This is a genomic window from Saccharothrix longispora (assembly GCF_031455225.1).
In the GTDB taxonomy this organism is placed as follows: domain Bacteria; phylum Actinomycetota; class Actinomycetes; order Mycobacteriales; family Pseudonocardiaceae; genus Actinosynnema; species Actinosynnema longispora.
Window position 1 is genome coordinate 7901340 of sequence record NZ_JAVDSG010000001.1, and the last position, 13966, is coordinate 7915305.

12 protein-coding genes are annotated in these 13966 nt (G+C 73.4%); 9 read left to right on the forward strand and 3 right to left on the reverse strand.

From position 1 onward, the window contains the following. Positions 1–11 precede the first annotated feature (11 nt). The 8 genes from J2S66_RS34715 to J2S66_RS34750 all read left to right on the forward strand — a co-directional run bounded on the left by J2S66_RS34715 (position 12) and on the right by J2S66_RS34750 (position 9041). Positions 12–623 (forward strand): FMN-dependent NADH-azoreductase, encoded by a 612-nt coding sequence (locus tag J2S66_RS34715; protein WP_310313347.1) that lies wholly within the window; start codon positions 12–14, stop codon positions 621–623. Between the two features lie 91 nt (positions 624–714). After that, positions 715–1704 carry a tetratricopeptide repeat protein gene (locus J2S66_RS34720; RefSeq protein ID WP_310313350.1) on the forward strand — a complete coding sequence of 330 codons (990 nt, stop codon included), beginning with the start codon at positions 715–717 and terminating at the stop codon, positions 1702–1704. Positions 1705–1758: 54 nt separating this feature from the next. After that, positions 1759–2094 carry a hypothetical protein gene (locus tag J2S66_RS34725; protein WP_310313353.1) on the forward strand — a complete coding sequence of 112 codons (336 nt, stop codon included), beginning with the start codon at positions 1759–1761 and terminating at the stop codon, positions 2092–2094. 38 nt (positions 2095–2132) lie between these two features. Next, the gene (gene secD, locus J2S66_RS34730) at positions 2133–4331 is read left to right on the forward strand and encodes a protein translocase subunit SecD (RefSeq protein WP_310313356.1); all 2199 of its coding nucleotides are present in this window, start codon (positions 2133–2135) and stop codon (positions 4329–4331) included. A 929-nt stretch (positions 4332–5260) separates the two neighbouring features. Beyond that, positions 5261–5614, forward strand: a complete 354-nt coding sequence (locus J2S66_RS34735) for a hypothetical protein (protein ID WP_310313358.1) — start codon at positions 5261–5263, stop codon at positions 5612–5614. Between the two features lie 960 nt (positions 5615–6574). After that, positions 6575–6772, forward strand: a complete 198-nt coding sequence (locus J2S66_RS34740) for a transcriptional regulator (protein WP_310313361.1) — start codon at positions 6575–6577, stop codon at positions 6770–6772. A gap of 160 nt (positions 6773–6932) precedes the next feature. Continuing rightward, on the forward strand, positions 6933–8108 hold the full coding sequence (locus J2S66_RS34745) for a lactate 2-monooxygenase (protein WP_374726168.1): 1176 nt from the start codon (positions 6933–6935) through the stop codon (positions 8106–8108). 66 nt (positions 8109–8174) lie between these two features. Next, on the forward strand, positions 8175–9041 hold the full coding sequence (locus J2S66_RS34750) for a hypothetical protein (protein ID WP_310313367.1): 867 nt from the start codon (positions 8175–8177) through the stop codon (positions 9039–9041). On the opposite strand, the gene J2S66_RS34755 is transcribed toward J2S66_RS34750, so the two are convergent. Together J2S66_RS34755 and J2S66_RS34760 are read right to left on the reverse strand one after the other, a co-directional pair. Continuing rightward, complete coding sequence (locus J2S66_RS34755; RefSeq protein WP_310313370.1) at positions 9023–9712, reverse strand: helix-turn-helix domain-containing protein; 690 nt, start codon at positions 9710–9712, stop codon at positions 9023–9025. The genes J2S66_RS34750 and J2S66_RS34755 overlap by 19 nt on opposite strands. Positions 9713–9801: 89 nt before the next feature. Continuing rightward, positions 9802–11202: a carbohydrate-binding protein gene (locus J2S66_RS34760; protein WP_310313374.1), complete on the reverse strand. Its 1401-nt coding sequence runs from the start codon at positions 11200–11202 to the stop codon at positions 9802–9804. Positions 11203–11406: 204 nt separating this feature from the next. Between J2S66_RS34760 and J2S66_RS34765 the strand changes: the two genes are divergently transcribed. Further along, entirely contained in the window at positions 11407–12255 is an 849-nt protein-coding gene (locus tag J2S66_RS34765) for a DUF4253 domain-containing protein (protein WP_306748990.1), read from the forward strand. 7 nt (positions 12256–12262) lie between these two features. On the opposite strand, the gene J2S66_RS34770 is transcribed toward J2S66_RS34765, so the two are convergent. Then, positions 12263–13927: a bifunctional 3'-5' exonuclease/DNA polymerase gene (locus tag J2S66_RS34770; protein ID WP_310315318.1), complete on the reverse strand. Its 1665-nt coding sequence runs from the start codon at positions 13925–13927 to the stop codon at positions 12263–12265. Positions 13928–13966: the final 39 nt, after the last annotated feature.

Consider the following 13966-nt stretch of genomic DNA (forward strand, 5'->3'; position numbering starts at 1 on the left):
TGGGAGGAACAATGTCCGAGCTGTTGCACATCGACACGAGCCTGCGCACCGGGGGATCGGTGTCCCGCGAGGTCACCGGGGCGTTCGCGCGGGCGTGGCGGGCCGCCCGCCCGGATGCCGGCTACACCTACCGCGACCTGGCGGCCGACCCGCTGCCGCACGTCGACCCGGCCGTGCTCGCCGCCCGCGCGGGGTCGGGCGACCGCTCCGCGGAGGAGCGCCTGCGGGCCGAGCTGCTGGCGGCGGACACGCTGCTGATCGGCGCGCCCATGTACAACTTCGGCCTGCCGTCCACGCTCAAGGCGTGGCTGGACTGGGTGATCGTGCCCGAGCTGTTCGTGGACCAGCGGACCGGTGAAGGCCTCCTGGTCGGCAAGCGGGTCGTCGTGGTGACCGCCCGCGGCGGCAGCTACTCGGCGGGCACGCCGCTGCACGCGTTCGACTTCCAGGAGCCCTACCTGCGCGCGGTCTTCTCGATGATCGGCCTGGACCGCGACCTGGAGTTCGTGCACGCCGAGATGACCAAGGCGCACGACGCGCCGGAGTTCGCCGAGCACCGCGGGCACGCCGACGCGTCCCGCGAGGACGCCCACCGCGCCGTGCTCAAGCTGGCCGCCGCCTGACGCGGGTGGCGGGAACCGCCGGGGAGTCGGCTCCCGCCACCCTCGTATCACCCGAACGTGGGGACTTCTCCCCGCCGGCACACTGCATTCCATGTCCGAGCCGATCGCCGCGGCCGTGGTCCGCGCCGCCGAGCTCACCGCCCGCGGCCTGCCCCGGCAGGCGATCGACGTCCTCCGACCCGCGCTGGCCGCGAACCCCCGGCACGCCGAGGCGTGGTGCCGGCTCGCCGCCGCGCACCTCGACGCGGGCGAGCCCGACCCGGCGCTGGACGCCGCGAAGCGCGCGCTCGTGCTGCACGGCGACCACGCGTGGGCGCAGCGGCTCACCGCGCTGGCGCTGAGCGAACTCGACCGCCACGCCGAGGCGACCGTGGCGGCCCGGGAGTGCGTGCGCCGCGAACCCGACGACTGGCGCTGCCACGTGGTGCTCGCCGAGGTGCTGGCCGCCGACCCGCGCGGGCGCGCCGAGGCCGTCGACGTCGCCCGGCGGGCCGCCCACCTCGCGCCCGACGAGGCCCGCCCCCACCAGGTCCTCGGCGACGCGGCGCTGCGCGTGCGCGACTGGGGCACCGCCGAACGCGCCTACCGCACCGCCCTGCGGCTCGACCCGCACGACGACGACGTGCGCGCCAACCTCGCCACCGTGCGCCGCAAGCGCGGCGGGAAACCCGTCGAGGCACCCGGTGACGCGTTGAGCGCCGCGCACGCCCTGGTGTGGCCCGCCCTGTCCCGGCTGGCCGTGCTGCTCGTCGCCGGCGGGCTGCTGTTGCTGCTGGCCGGCATGCCCCGGCCCACGCCCCTGCTGGCCTGGTTCGCCACCGCGCTCCTGCTCGGGGTCCTCGCCGTCGTGGGCCGACTGCTGCTGCGGGCGCGCCGAGGCGTGCGGCGGGCGTTGTTCCGGCTGCCCCGGCACCGGCCGCGCGTCGCCGTCGTGGTGGTGCTGTTCGGGCTGGCCGCCCTCGTGCTGGCCGGTTGGGCGGTCGCGCTGTTCCTGGGCGCCACCACCGTGCAGCCGCTCGTCGTCGCGTGGCTGTGCTCGCTGCTCGGCGGGGCCGTCGTGGTGCTGGGCGGCCCGCGCTGACCCGGTCGGACGACTTCGCGCCGTCCGCCCCGGCGCGCCGCTAGCCTGGGTGGCGTGACCCGACGCGCCCTCCTCGCGATCCTCGCGATGATCGCGGGCTTCGTCGTGGCCGGACCCGTCCCCAGCACGCCGGTCGAACCGGTCGCCGCCTCGGCCACCGCCGACGCCGCGCACCTCCCCGGCACGACGACGCGGTCGACCACCGCCCACCCCGTGCAGCAGGTCGCGGGCCACCTCGGCCAACCGCTGGACGGTGTCCAGCCGCCCGTGCACGTCACCCCCGCCCGGCCGGTGCGCGCCGACGTCGTCGACCCGACCCACCGCACCCCCGAGCGCGACGGCCTCACCCCGCTCGGCGAACGCGCACCGCCACCCACCTCCGGAACCTGAGCCCCCACCCGCCCACCTCGTCCGGAGGTCCCCCAGCCATGCCGCGCCCCGTCGTGCGGCGAGAACTCCTCGTCCGAGGGCTGCTGTCCCTCGGCGTGCTCGCCGCGTCCGCGTTCACCCTGCTCACCGTCCAACCGCGCCTCGGCCTAGACCTGCGCGGCGGGACCCAGATCGTCCTCGAAACCCCGGCGGAGGCCACCTCCGACGCCACCGACCGGGCCATGGAGGTGCTGCGCCGCCGCGTCGACGAACTCGGCGTCGCCGAACCCGTCCTCGCCCGCTCCGGCGACCACCGCATCGTCGTCGAACTGCCCGGCGTGCAGGACCCGACCGAGGCCATCGAGGTCCTCGGCCGCACCGCCCAGCTGCGCGTGCAGCCCGTCACCGGACCGGGCGACAAGCCCACCCCCGACGGCGACTCGGTCGCGCTCGGCGACGTCGTGATGACCGGCGAGGGCATCAAGGACGCCCGCGCCACCCCCAACCAGCAGGGCGTCGGCTACCTGGTCGGCGTCGACTTCCAGGGCGACGCGCCCGGCGCGTGGCAGCGCGTCACCGCCGAGGCCGCGTGCGCCCAGCCCGGCGCGTACGAGCGCCGCGTCGCGTTCGTGCTCGACGACGAGGTCGTGTCCGCGCCGCAGGTCGACCCGTCCGTCGGCTGCGGCACCGGCATGATCGGCGGCAGCACCCAGATCACCGGCCGGTTCGCCCAGGCCGAAGCCGAGGAACTGGCCCTGGTGATCCGCTCCGGCGCGCTGCCCGTGCCGGTCGAGGTCGTGGAGCAGCGCACCGTCGGCCCGACGCTCGGCGCGGACGCCATCGAGGCCAGCGCGCGCGCCGCGATCATCGGCATCGCCCTGACCGGCCTGTTCCTCGTGTTCGTCTACCGGCTCGCCGGCCTCGTCGCGGTGCTCGCCCTCGTCGCCTACGCCGGCCTGTCCTACGCGGCACTGCTCGCCATCGGCGCCACGCTCACGTTGCCCGGCCTCGCCGGGTTCGTGCTGGCGATCGGCATGGCGGTGGACGCGAACGTGCTGGTGTTCGAGCGGTCGAGGGAGGAGTACGCCCGCCGCAAACGCTTGCCACGCGCCGTGGACCAGGGCTTCCGGGGCGCCCTGAGCGCCGTCGCGGACTCCAACATCACCACGCTGCTCGCCGCCGGCCTGCTGTTCTGGCTGGCCACCGGCCCCGTGAAGGGCTTCGGCGTCACGCTGTCCATCGGCGTCCTGGCCTCGCTGTTCAGCGCCCTGGTGCTGACCCGTGTCCTGCTCGCCCTGGTCATGCCGCTGCTGGAGAAGCGACCGTCCTGGTCCGGCCTCCACACCCTCGGCCGCGTCCGGACCTGGCTGACCACCCGCGGCTACACCCTGTTCCGCCGCCCGAACCGCTGGCTGCTGACGGCGGGCGGCGTGCTCGTCGTGGCGGTCACGGGCCTGCTCGTGCGCGGCCTCCAGCTCGGCGTCGAGTTCACCGGCGGTCGGATGCTGGAGTTCACCGCGCCGGCGGCGGACATCGGCCGGGTGCGGGCGGAGCTGTCCGCCGCCGGCTTCGGCGACGCCCAGGTCGTCACCTCCGGCACCGACGGCCTGTCCGTGCGCACCGGCCCCATCGACTCGGCCGCCGCGACCAGGGTGGGCGAGGCCGTCGACCGCGCCACCGGTGGCGCCGAGCAGCTCAGCAACGACCTGATCGGACCCAGCCTGGGCTCCGAGCTGAGGCGCAACGCCCTGATCGCGCTGGCCATCGCGGTGGCCGCGCAGCTGGCCTACCTGGCCGTGCGGTTCGACTGGCGGCTCGGCCTGGCCACCGTGGTCGCCCTGGTGACCGACGTGGTCGTCCTCGTGGGCGCCTTCGCGTGGCTGGGCAAGACCGCGGACGCCGTCTTCCTGGCCGCGCTGCTCACCGTCATCGGCTACTCGGTCAACGACTCGGTGGTGGTCTTCGACCGGGTCCGCGAACTGCGCCGGGGCGGAGGCCGCCCGTTCCCCGACGTGATGAGCGACGCGGTCCTGCAAACCCTGCCCCGCACCGTGAACACGGGCATCGGCGTCCTGTTCGTCCTGGCCGCCCTGCTGTTCCTGGGCGACGGTTCACTGGCCGACTTCGCCACCGCGCTGCTCATCGGCCTGGTGGCGGGCACCGCCTCGACCGTCCTCACCGCCGCGCCGGTGGCGATCGCCCTGGAATCCCGGAGCCCGACCAGGACGCCTGCCCCGCGCGGGAAGGTCCGCACCTGACGCGGCGGGCACCCGTGCAGCACGGTGTCCGCATGACCTCCTTCGCCGCGTACCGGAACGAGGTCTTCCGGGTGCGGTGCGGAGCGCCAGGCGTGCGGACCTCGTGGTGATGGCTCTGAGCTGTGGAAACCCGCTCGTCGGTTCTCGGTGGTTCTTGTGATCGCCTGACGTTGTACGGCCGGGTGACGGCCTGGAAGTTGATCACCATTGCGGGCGCTGCCCCTGATGCGACCACGTGTCAGGGACAGCGCCCGTTGGCATGTCCAGGGCGCGACCCGTCTCGACGGCAAGGCGGCACCGTCGCGGCAGCCGACCGCCGTGCCCGACAAGTGCGCGGTGACCGGCTATGCGATCGTTCCGACCGTGGACCTCACCGGTCAGTAACCCTCTGCCATCGGCAGCGCGCATCATCCTGTGGGGCCGAGTCCGACAGTGGATCAATGCCGGGCACTTCTGGCAGCCGCAGAGACCGCCAAGCGGTTGACGTACATCGATGTCGGGGTACCCCAGGGTCACAACCCCATGATCAGGTACTACCTGGTCGTGTAAGCACCTCCCGCAAGCAAACACGTCTGGTAGTTGAATGTAACGATACGCAACCACGGTCTACTGACTGGGATGGTCCATATCCCTGATCGGGTGGTCTGGTGCATAGTTGAAACGAACCCCTTTGCTCCGCCCGGCGTGCTGCCGACAGTTAGTGCAAGGAGGCGTACACGGGTGGGTGGGGTGGCCGGCGAGATCCGAGATCTACTGGATGATCTTGAGCAGCAGGGTTGGAGGGTGGTGCGTGGGAAGTACTGGAAGTGTTACTGTCCGTGCCCGAAAAAGCACTGGAAGACTGTCCACATCACACCTTCGGACCCTCGCTATCTCATGAACCTCAAGGGAAAGTTGAGGCGCGATACCTGTTGGAAGGAGGTTGGCAAGTGAAGAGGTACTGGATCGAACTGCGTAGTCGCGTGCACACGGGGAGTGGCGATGTGGACGTTGATGTGCTGGAGACGCACCTCGAAGAGTTGATGGACGTGCTCATGGATGAACCGGGCGCCATTGACCCCGACCTCACTGCCACATTGACCACAGGTCAGGTCATCATTTCGATGGCCATTGACGCCGAAAGTGATGGCCAAGCGCTTGAGCGCGCGCTGGTCATTGCTCGATCGGCAGTGCACAAAACCGGCGGGTTCACTCCCAAGTGGATTCAAGCACCCGAGGGCCAGGTCGGGTTCGATGAAGGTTTCGATGCAAGTGTCCGATTGGCCGATTTCAGTGCTTGCTGATTTTTCGCGCCGACACGTCACTCATCACTGAACAAGGCGGACGAGCAACACCTTGCCCCCGGGGAGTCCGGTAGTTCGAGCGAAGTCGACGGGTGCGAGCCGTGGCATCGACCAGACGCGTCTGCTGGAGCCGTTCGGCCGGGTACGGCGTGGTGGGGGACCCGCAGCGGCATCGAGCCGGTGTGACGAGGCTGCCGGGCCTGCGTTCGCGCGAGGTTGGGAGCTGTTCGGCGGTCCGGTCAGGGAACGTCTTTCACGTGAACGTGCTCCCTGCGGGAAGAGCGGCCACATGGCCACTCGCGCTTGGTGCGATCGGTCGAGACCGGCACCGTGGTGGGACCAGGACGAGACACTCCAATCCGGCACGCGGCGTGAGTGCGGCAAGTGGGACTGCCGGGGAGTGGGCGGAGCTTTTGGTCTCCGAATCTGGTTGGGCACGCCGCTGAGAGCGGCCCTGGTCACAGGGAACGACTCATGGCTGTCAAAGGATTCAGGTTCCCGCCTTGTTCGCTGACGCTTCCCACAGGCTTGGTCATGGTGGGCGAGGTCATGCCGGACACCGAGTACCGGACGCGTGAAGAGCGGCTGCCGGTGCGGCAGCGGGGGGACGAGGCGACCGGTAGGCGGTGGTGGTAAGGCCACGATCACCCATCCGTATGAGCCCAACGTCAAGCGCGAGAGCTGTGAGACCATCCTGTTGCTGACGTTCAGCCGGTTCGACCACGATGAGGTGTTGCCGGGGATGCGGCCGGTGGAGCCGGGCAGGCTGACGGTTGAGCCGCGTGTGGCCGCCAGGTCGACGGGCTCGGCTTCGGACAGGGGCGAGCCCACCGGTGGCGACGCCAAGGGCGTCGGTGGACGTTGATCAGTAGCGCGGAGTCGCAGCGGTCCATCGTCGGGGAGATCTTCGACCGGCAACCTCGGTAGCGGAGCCGGTACACGGTCTCGCTGCGGGCGGATGTGTTCCGCAAGGCGGCGGCTCTGGCCGGCTACTACTCGGACTACAGCCTCGCTCCGGCGATGGGTGTGCACCGGTCGACCATCTCCCGGGTCCGGTCGGGGTCCGCACAGCCGGGCAAGGCGTTCATCAGCGGGGCGTTGACGGTGCTCGCGCCCTACGAGTTCGACGACCTGTTCGAGGTCGTCGAACGGGACTGAACGCGCCGCACTCCGCACGCACCTGCCGCCCTCCAGTCGCGACCGGACCCGCAAGGCTGTGGATCGTGTGCTTGCGGGCGACGCGGACGAGGCAGAGCATGATCGGCGGACCGACGACGCGGACGGTGCCGCAGACGGCCGGGGACGGCCCGAGCGGGGGATGAGGGACATAGTGACTGGTCAGTTCGCCGCCTACCAGAACGAGATCTACCTCCAGGGCCTGGCGGGCAACGTGCCGCCGTTCACCACTGACCCCGAGGCGCTGGAGGCGTCCGCCCGGGAACGGCTGGGACCCGGGCCGTTCTGGTACGTGGCGGGGGCCGCGGGGAGCGGGGCCACGGCCCGGGCCAACCGGGAGGCGTTCGACGACTGGCGGATCGTGCCCCGGATGCTCACGGACGCCACCGAGCGGCACCTCGGGACGACCGTCCTCGGGACGCAGATGCCCGCCCCGGTGCTGCTCGCGCCGGTCGGCGTGCAGTCGATCCTGCACCCGGACGGGGAGTTGGCCACCGCACGGGCCGCCGCCGGGCTGGGCGTCCCGTTCGTGCTGTCCACGGCGTCCTCGCACACGATCGAGGAGGTCGCGGACGTCGCGGGGGACGGGGCGCGCTGGTTCCAGCTCTACTGGCCCAACGACCCGGACGTGACCGTGAGCATCCTCGACCGCGCCCGCCGGTCCGGTTACCGCGTCCTCGTCGTCACGCTCGACACGTGGACGCTGGCGTGGCGCCCGCACGACCTGGACCAGTCCTACCTGCCGTTCATCCGCGGCATCGGGACGGCCATCCCGTTCTCCGACCCGGCGTTCCGCGCGGGGCTCGCCGCGTCGCCCGAGGACGACAAGCCGATGGCGATCCTCAAGTGGGTGCAGATGTTCACCGGCACCGACAAGTCGTGGGACCGGTTGTCGTTCCTGCGCGAGCACTGGGACGGGCCGATCGTCCTCAAGGGCATCCAGCACGTGGACGACGCGCGCAAGGCCGTCGACGCGGGCGTGGACGGCATCGTGGTGTCCAACCACGGCGGGCGGCAGGTGGACGGGGCGGTCGCCTCGCTGCACGTGCTGCCGGAGATCGCGGACGCGGTGGGGGAGCGGGTGGAGGTGCTGTTCGACTCCGGTGTCCGCTCCGGCGCGGACGTCGTCAAGGCGCTGGCGCTGGGCGCGAAGGCCGTGCTCGTCGGCCGGCCGTTCGCGTACGGCCTCGCGCACGGCGGCGAGGTCGGCGTGCGGCACGTGCTGCGCAGCCTGCTCGCGGACTTCGACCTGACGCTCGGCCTGTCCGGGCACCGCAGCCCGGCCGAGCTGAACCGCGAGGTGCTCCGGGAGCGGTGACGGGTCGGGGGCGCGCGTCCGATCCGTTCAAGACGGGGGACCACGCCCCCGCCTACCGTCGTCGGCATGATCGACGCAGCACGCACCTTCCTCTGGCACCACGCGCGCGTCCTCGAACAGCGCAGGTTCGCGTTCCTCTTCGACGGCGGTCCCGCCGAGCCCGTCGTGCACGCGGTGCTGTCCCACCGCAACGACGACGGCGGGTTCGGCCACGCCCTGGAGCCCGACGGCCGCGGCCCCACCAGCCAGCCGCTGCACACGTTCACCGCGCTGACCCTGCTGCACGAGGTCGGCGCGGCCGGCGACCACGCCCGCGCCGCCTGCGACTTCCTCACCGGCGTCACCAACGCCGACGGCGGCGTGCCCAACTGCCTCGCCACCGCCCGCGACCACCCGAAGGCGCCGTGGTGGCAGGTGGGCGAGGACAGCGACCTGCTCATGACCGCGCTGCTGGCGGGCGTCCTGCACGACGTCGGCGTCGCGCACCCGTGGCTGGACCGGGCCACCGACTTCTGCTGGGAGCGCGTCGACGGGCTCGACCGGTCCCACCCCTACGAGGCCGCCGCGTGCGCGCACTTCCTCGACGCCGTCCCGGACCGGCCGCGCGCGGAGGCCGCCTCGGCGCGGCTCGGGGCGTTGGTCCGCGACCAGGGGCTCGTGGACCTCGGCGAGGGGCGGGCGCACGAGGGCTACGCGGCCGGCGAGACGCACAAGCCGCGCCAGTACGCGCCGACGCCGGGCAGCCTCGCCCGCCGCTGGTTCACCGACGAGGAGATGGCCGCGGACCTCGACGCGCTCGCCGCGGCACGCCAGGACGACGGCGGCTGGACGTTCCCGTGGCCGGCCTGGACCCCGATCACCACCTACGAGTGGCGTGGCGTCGTCACGATCGAGGCACTGCTCACGCTGCGCGCCTACGGTCGGATCAGCTGACGCAGCGGGACGCCGGCCAGCCCGCGCACCTCGCGGGACAGGTGCGCCTGGTCGGCGTACCCGGTGCGGTGGGCGACCTCGGCGAACGCCACCCCGCCCCGTGCCATCCGCACGGCCCGGTCGAACCGCAGCACCCGGTGCAGCACCTTCGGTCCGTAGCCGAACGCCGCCAGGCAGCGCCGGTGCAGCTGGCGCGTGGACAACCCCAGGTCGTCGGCCAGGCCGGCCGCCGTCACCCGGCCACCGACGCCGACGCCGAGGGCCGACACCACCGGGTCCACCAGGGGGTCGGCAGGGGACCGGCGCAGCCGGCGCACCGCCTCGGCCGCCAGCACCGCGCCGGGGTCGGCGGCCTCGCCCAGCGCGTCCTCCAAGCGGGCCGTCGGACCCCACAGCTCGGCCAGCGGCACCCGCTGGTCGCGCAGCGCGTCCCCCGGCACGCCGAACGCCGCGGGGCCCACGCCCGGCCCGAACCGCACCCCGTGCAGCACGTGCGGCCGCGACGACGACGTCGCGTGCGCCACCGTGTCCGGACCCGCCACGAACAGCTCGCCGGTCGACGAGAACATCACGTCGGTGCACCCGTCCGGCACGACCAGGCCGACCTCGGGCGAGGTCGTCACGCGCCGCCACACGCAGGCGAGACCGGCGAAGGGGCGTTCCGCGTACACCGCGCCAACCTAACCCCCGCCGTTCCGCCCACGCCGTTCCACCCGCCCGGGGCGGCGGGCCGCTCGCGAGAACGGCCCGCCGCGACCGGTCACGTCCCGAACCGCACCCAGTTCACGCTGACGTACGCGTTCGGCTGACCGCTGGTGAACGTGACGTAGACGTCCTGCGTCCCGCTCACCCCGGCGATGTTCGCCGGGATCGTCCGCCAGCTCTGCCACCCGCCGGTGTTGCCGACGGCGAAGCTGCCGATCGGCGCGGCGGTCGGGCTGCCCAGCCTGACCTCGACCAGCCCGCTCACCCCGCCCGCGGCGCCGGACGCCACGCGCGCCAGGAACTGCGTGGCCGTGCGCGACCCGAACCGCGTGCCGGAGAACCGCAGCGAGTTGCCGTTGCGCAGCTGGGCCACCGCCTGACCGCCCTCGGCCGCTTCGATCGTGCCGCCGTTGCGGGCCGTCGCCGACTCGGCCTGCATGTCGGAGAACGCGTCCCAGCCGCTGCCGCCGGGCGGGGTCGTGGTCGTCGTGGTCGGCGGGGTCGTGCCCCCGCCGCCGGCCGACCAGACCGCGACGTAGTCCACCACCATCGAGTGACCGGGGACGGTGGCCGCGGTGGGCGTGCCGAAGCCCGCCACGCCGTTCGGGAACGCGCCGCCCATCGCCAGGTTCAGCAGCAGGAAGTAGCCGGCGTGGCCGGTCATGTTGTTCCACGTCGTCGCGTCGAACTGGTTCTGGTTGACGCTGTGGAACTGCTGGCCGTCCACGTACCAGCGCAGCGCCTTGGGGCTGACGCTCTCGTCCCACTCGAACCGGTACGTGTGGAACGCCGACTGGCACGAGGCGCCGGGGCACGCGCGGCTCGCGCCGAGGCCGTTCGTCTCGTTGCACGGCCCGCCCGGGTTGACGCCGCAGTGCAGCACGCCCCAGACCGAGTTGATGCCGTTGACGTTCTCCATGATGTCGAACTCGCCGATGGCGGGCCAGTTCCAGTAGTTGCCCCGGTAGGGCTGGCCGAGCGCCCAGAACGCGGGCCAGTAGCCGAGGGCCGCGTTGCCGGTGACGTTCGGCATCTGGATGCGGCCCTCGATGGCGAGCTTCCCGCCGGCCGGGGGCCGGAAGTTCGCGCGCTGGGTCTCGATGCGCGCGGAGGTCCAGTTGCCGGAACCGTCGCGCAGCGCCGTGATCCGCAGGTTGCCGGAGCCGTCGAGCTTGATGTTGTTGGTGGAGTTCGTGTAGTTCTGGATCTCCCCGGTGCCCCAGTTGCCCGGGCCGCCCGGGTAGCCGTGGCCGAGGTCGAAGATCCAGTTCGAGGACGACGGCAGGGTGTTGGCCGCCCCGTTGAAGTCGTCGCTCCACTGGAGGGTCCAGCCGGGCGGGGTGGACGGCACGGACGCGTTGGCCGACATCGTGGCGGCGACGGCGAGCGGCACGGCCGTGATCACGGCGGCGGCGATCGCGAGCGCGCGCCGTCGGCGGCTCAGGCTGAGCACCATGCGCGGTGACCTCCTTGTCACTGTGTCCTGCTCATGGGTGTCCTGCGCGGCGGACCTTCATGAGAGCGCTCTCACGATGATCGTTCAATCGGCCGATCGGCCGAACACGCGCGCATCCGCCGTTCCCGGACCCGAACACCGGACCCGAACGCCGGACCGCGGATACCGGCTCCGGATGTCGGACCCGCCGCCTACCATCCGCTCGTGATCACCGAACCCCCGCTGCCCGCCGACCTGGGCGCGCTGTTCGCCGACGCCGCCGGCCGCACCCTGTCGGTCCCGCTGCCGCCCGGTCGCGCCGTGCGCCCCGACGGGGAGGAGGGCGGCCGACCCGCGTTCTGGCTCAGCGACGGCCCGGCCCCCGCCGGCCGGTGGGCCGCGCTGCGCGCGCAGCACGCCCGCTCGGGCCTGTGGCCGCTGCTGCTCGACGCGCTCGACGACGAGGACGACGAGTACCGCCCGTGGGGCAACGGCGAGGTGGCGCCGGACGAGATGTCCTCGCCCGGCGAGCACGACCCGGCCGCGCTGCTCGCGACCTGGTGGGCCGACCACACCACGGCGGACGACGACCCGCTGCCCCCGGCCGAGCGCGACGCCGTCACCGCCCCGCACGGCCGCACGTGGCCCGGCGTCGCACCGGCCGGGCGGAGCACCGCCGACCCGGACCGCGTGGCCGACGACCTGGCCGGGGAACTGCTCGCCGGCCACCCGTCGCTGCGCCTGGGGCTGGTGGCCGCCGAACGCGGGGCCGACGCCCTCACCGCCGCCGGCTGGACCGGTCCGGCCAACTACGTCGAGGACGTCGCGCAGGTCTCGGCGGTGCTGCGCGACTGGGAGGCGCGGTTCGGCGCGCGCGTCGTCGGCGTCGGGTTCGACACCCTCCTGCTCAGCGTCGCCGCGCCGCCCACCACGGCGGAGGCGGCGCTGGCCGTCGCCGCCGAGCACTTCGCGTTCTGCCCGGACAACGTCTGGCAGGGCGCCGAGCCCCGGCCGCTGGCCGCGTACGCCGAACGCCTCGTCGGCGACCACTCGTGGACGTTCTGGTGGGACTGACCGGGGCTCACTTGGCCTCGGCGTAGGTGTCCACCACGACGGCCTTCAGCGGGAAGCGCACCGGCGTGCCCGGGAACACCAAACCGGACGCCTCCTCGCCCGCCGCGACGACGTTCGCCGCCACCGAGTCGGCCTGCCCGGCCGGGCAGTGCACCAGCACCTCGTCGTGCTGGAAGAAGACGAGGTGCGCCTCCGGCGTGTCCTGGTGCAGCCGGCGCCGCAGCGCGCCCAGCAGCGCGGCCGTCCAGTCGGCCGCACTGGCCTGGACCACGAAGTTGCGGGTGAAGCGGCCCCAGTCCCGGGCCGCCCGGCGGGAGCGGCGCAGCGAGTCCTCGTCGTCGTCCGCGCTGCCGGTGGCCTCGCGCCACGCCTCCGACGGCGACGGGCTGGTGCGCCCCAGCCGGGAGCGGACGATGCGGCCCTGCTCGCCCGCGAGGGCCGCCGCCTCCACGTAGCCGACGGCCTTCGGGAACCTGCGCCGCAGCACGGCCATCGCGGGGGCGCCGTCACCGCCCGTGCCGCCGTACATGGCCGACAGCATCGCGAGCTTCGCGCGGCCCCGGTCGCCGTCGAACGCCTCGGCCGCCAGGGTCGTGTACAGGTCGTCCTCGACCGACACGGCGGCGAAGTCGGCGTCCTCGGCGAGGGCGGCCAGGACGCGGGGCTCCAGCTGGGCCGCGTCGGCGGCGACCAGCTTCCACCCCGGGTCGGCGCGCACCGCGGTGCGCAGGACGCGCGGGATCTGGAGGGCCGCCCCGCCCCGGGTGGCCCACCGGCCGGACACCACGCCGCCCACCACGTAGTCGGGGCGGAACCGGCCGTCGGCCACCCAGGTGTCCAACCAGGACCAGCCGTGCGCCACCCACAGCCGCGCGAGTTCCTTGTACGCCAACAAGGGCTCCACGGCCGGGTGGTCGACCGACTTCAGCGTCCACGCGCGGGCCGACGGCACGTCGATGCCCTCGCGGGCGAACGCGCGCACGATGCCGGGAGGGTGGTCCGGGTTGACGGCCTTCCCGCCGAACGCGGCCGTGATGCGGTCCGCCAGCTCGGCCAGCACGCGGGGCCGCGCGCCCGGCGCGGGACGCGGGCCGAGGGTGTCGACGAGCAGCCGGAGGTGGACGTCCTCGCGCCACGGCAGGCCGTGGTGGGTCATCTCGGCGGCGGCGAGGGCGCTGGCGGACTCGGCGGCGAACAGCAGGCGCAGGCCGGGGTGCCCGAGCGACGCGGCGAGCGCCTGCTGCGCCGCGTGGACCTCGACCACCGCCGCCAGCGGGTCCGCCCCGCCCGGCAGGGGTTCCTGCTCGGGTTCGAAGAGGGTGGGCTGGGCGGTGCGCTTGCGCGGCCCGTGGTCGTCCGGCACGGGCAGGCCGCGCAGCCGGGCGACGGCGGCGGCCAGCCCACGCGGTTCGCGGTGGCGGTCCTGGTGGGCCAGCAGCAGGTGCTCGGTGTGCGCGAGGTCGTGGCAGCGCTCGACGCGGACGCCGCGCGCCAGCAGCTCCGGGTAGACCTCGGCGGTGCCCGACCACACCCACCGGGGGCGGTGCCGGGCTTCGAGGTCGCGGACGGTGGCGGCGAGGTCGTCCGTCCGCACGGCGGGACCCGCGGGTGTCCCGGCGTCGGAGAGCGGACGCACCTCGCCCGCGTTCTCCGCGTGGGACACCAGGGCCATGAGCACGCCCTGATTGTGCAAGGCGGGTCCGACAGTCGT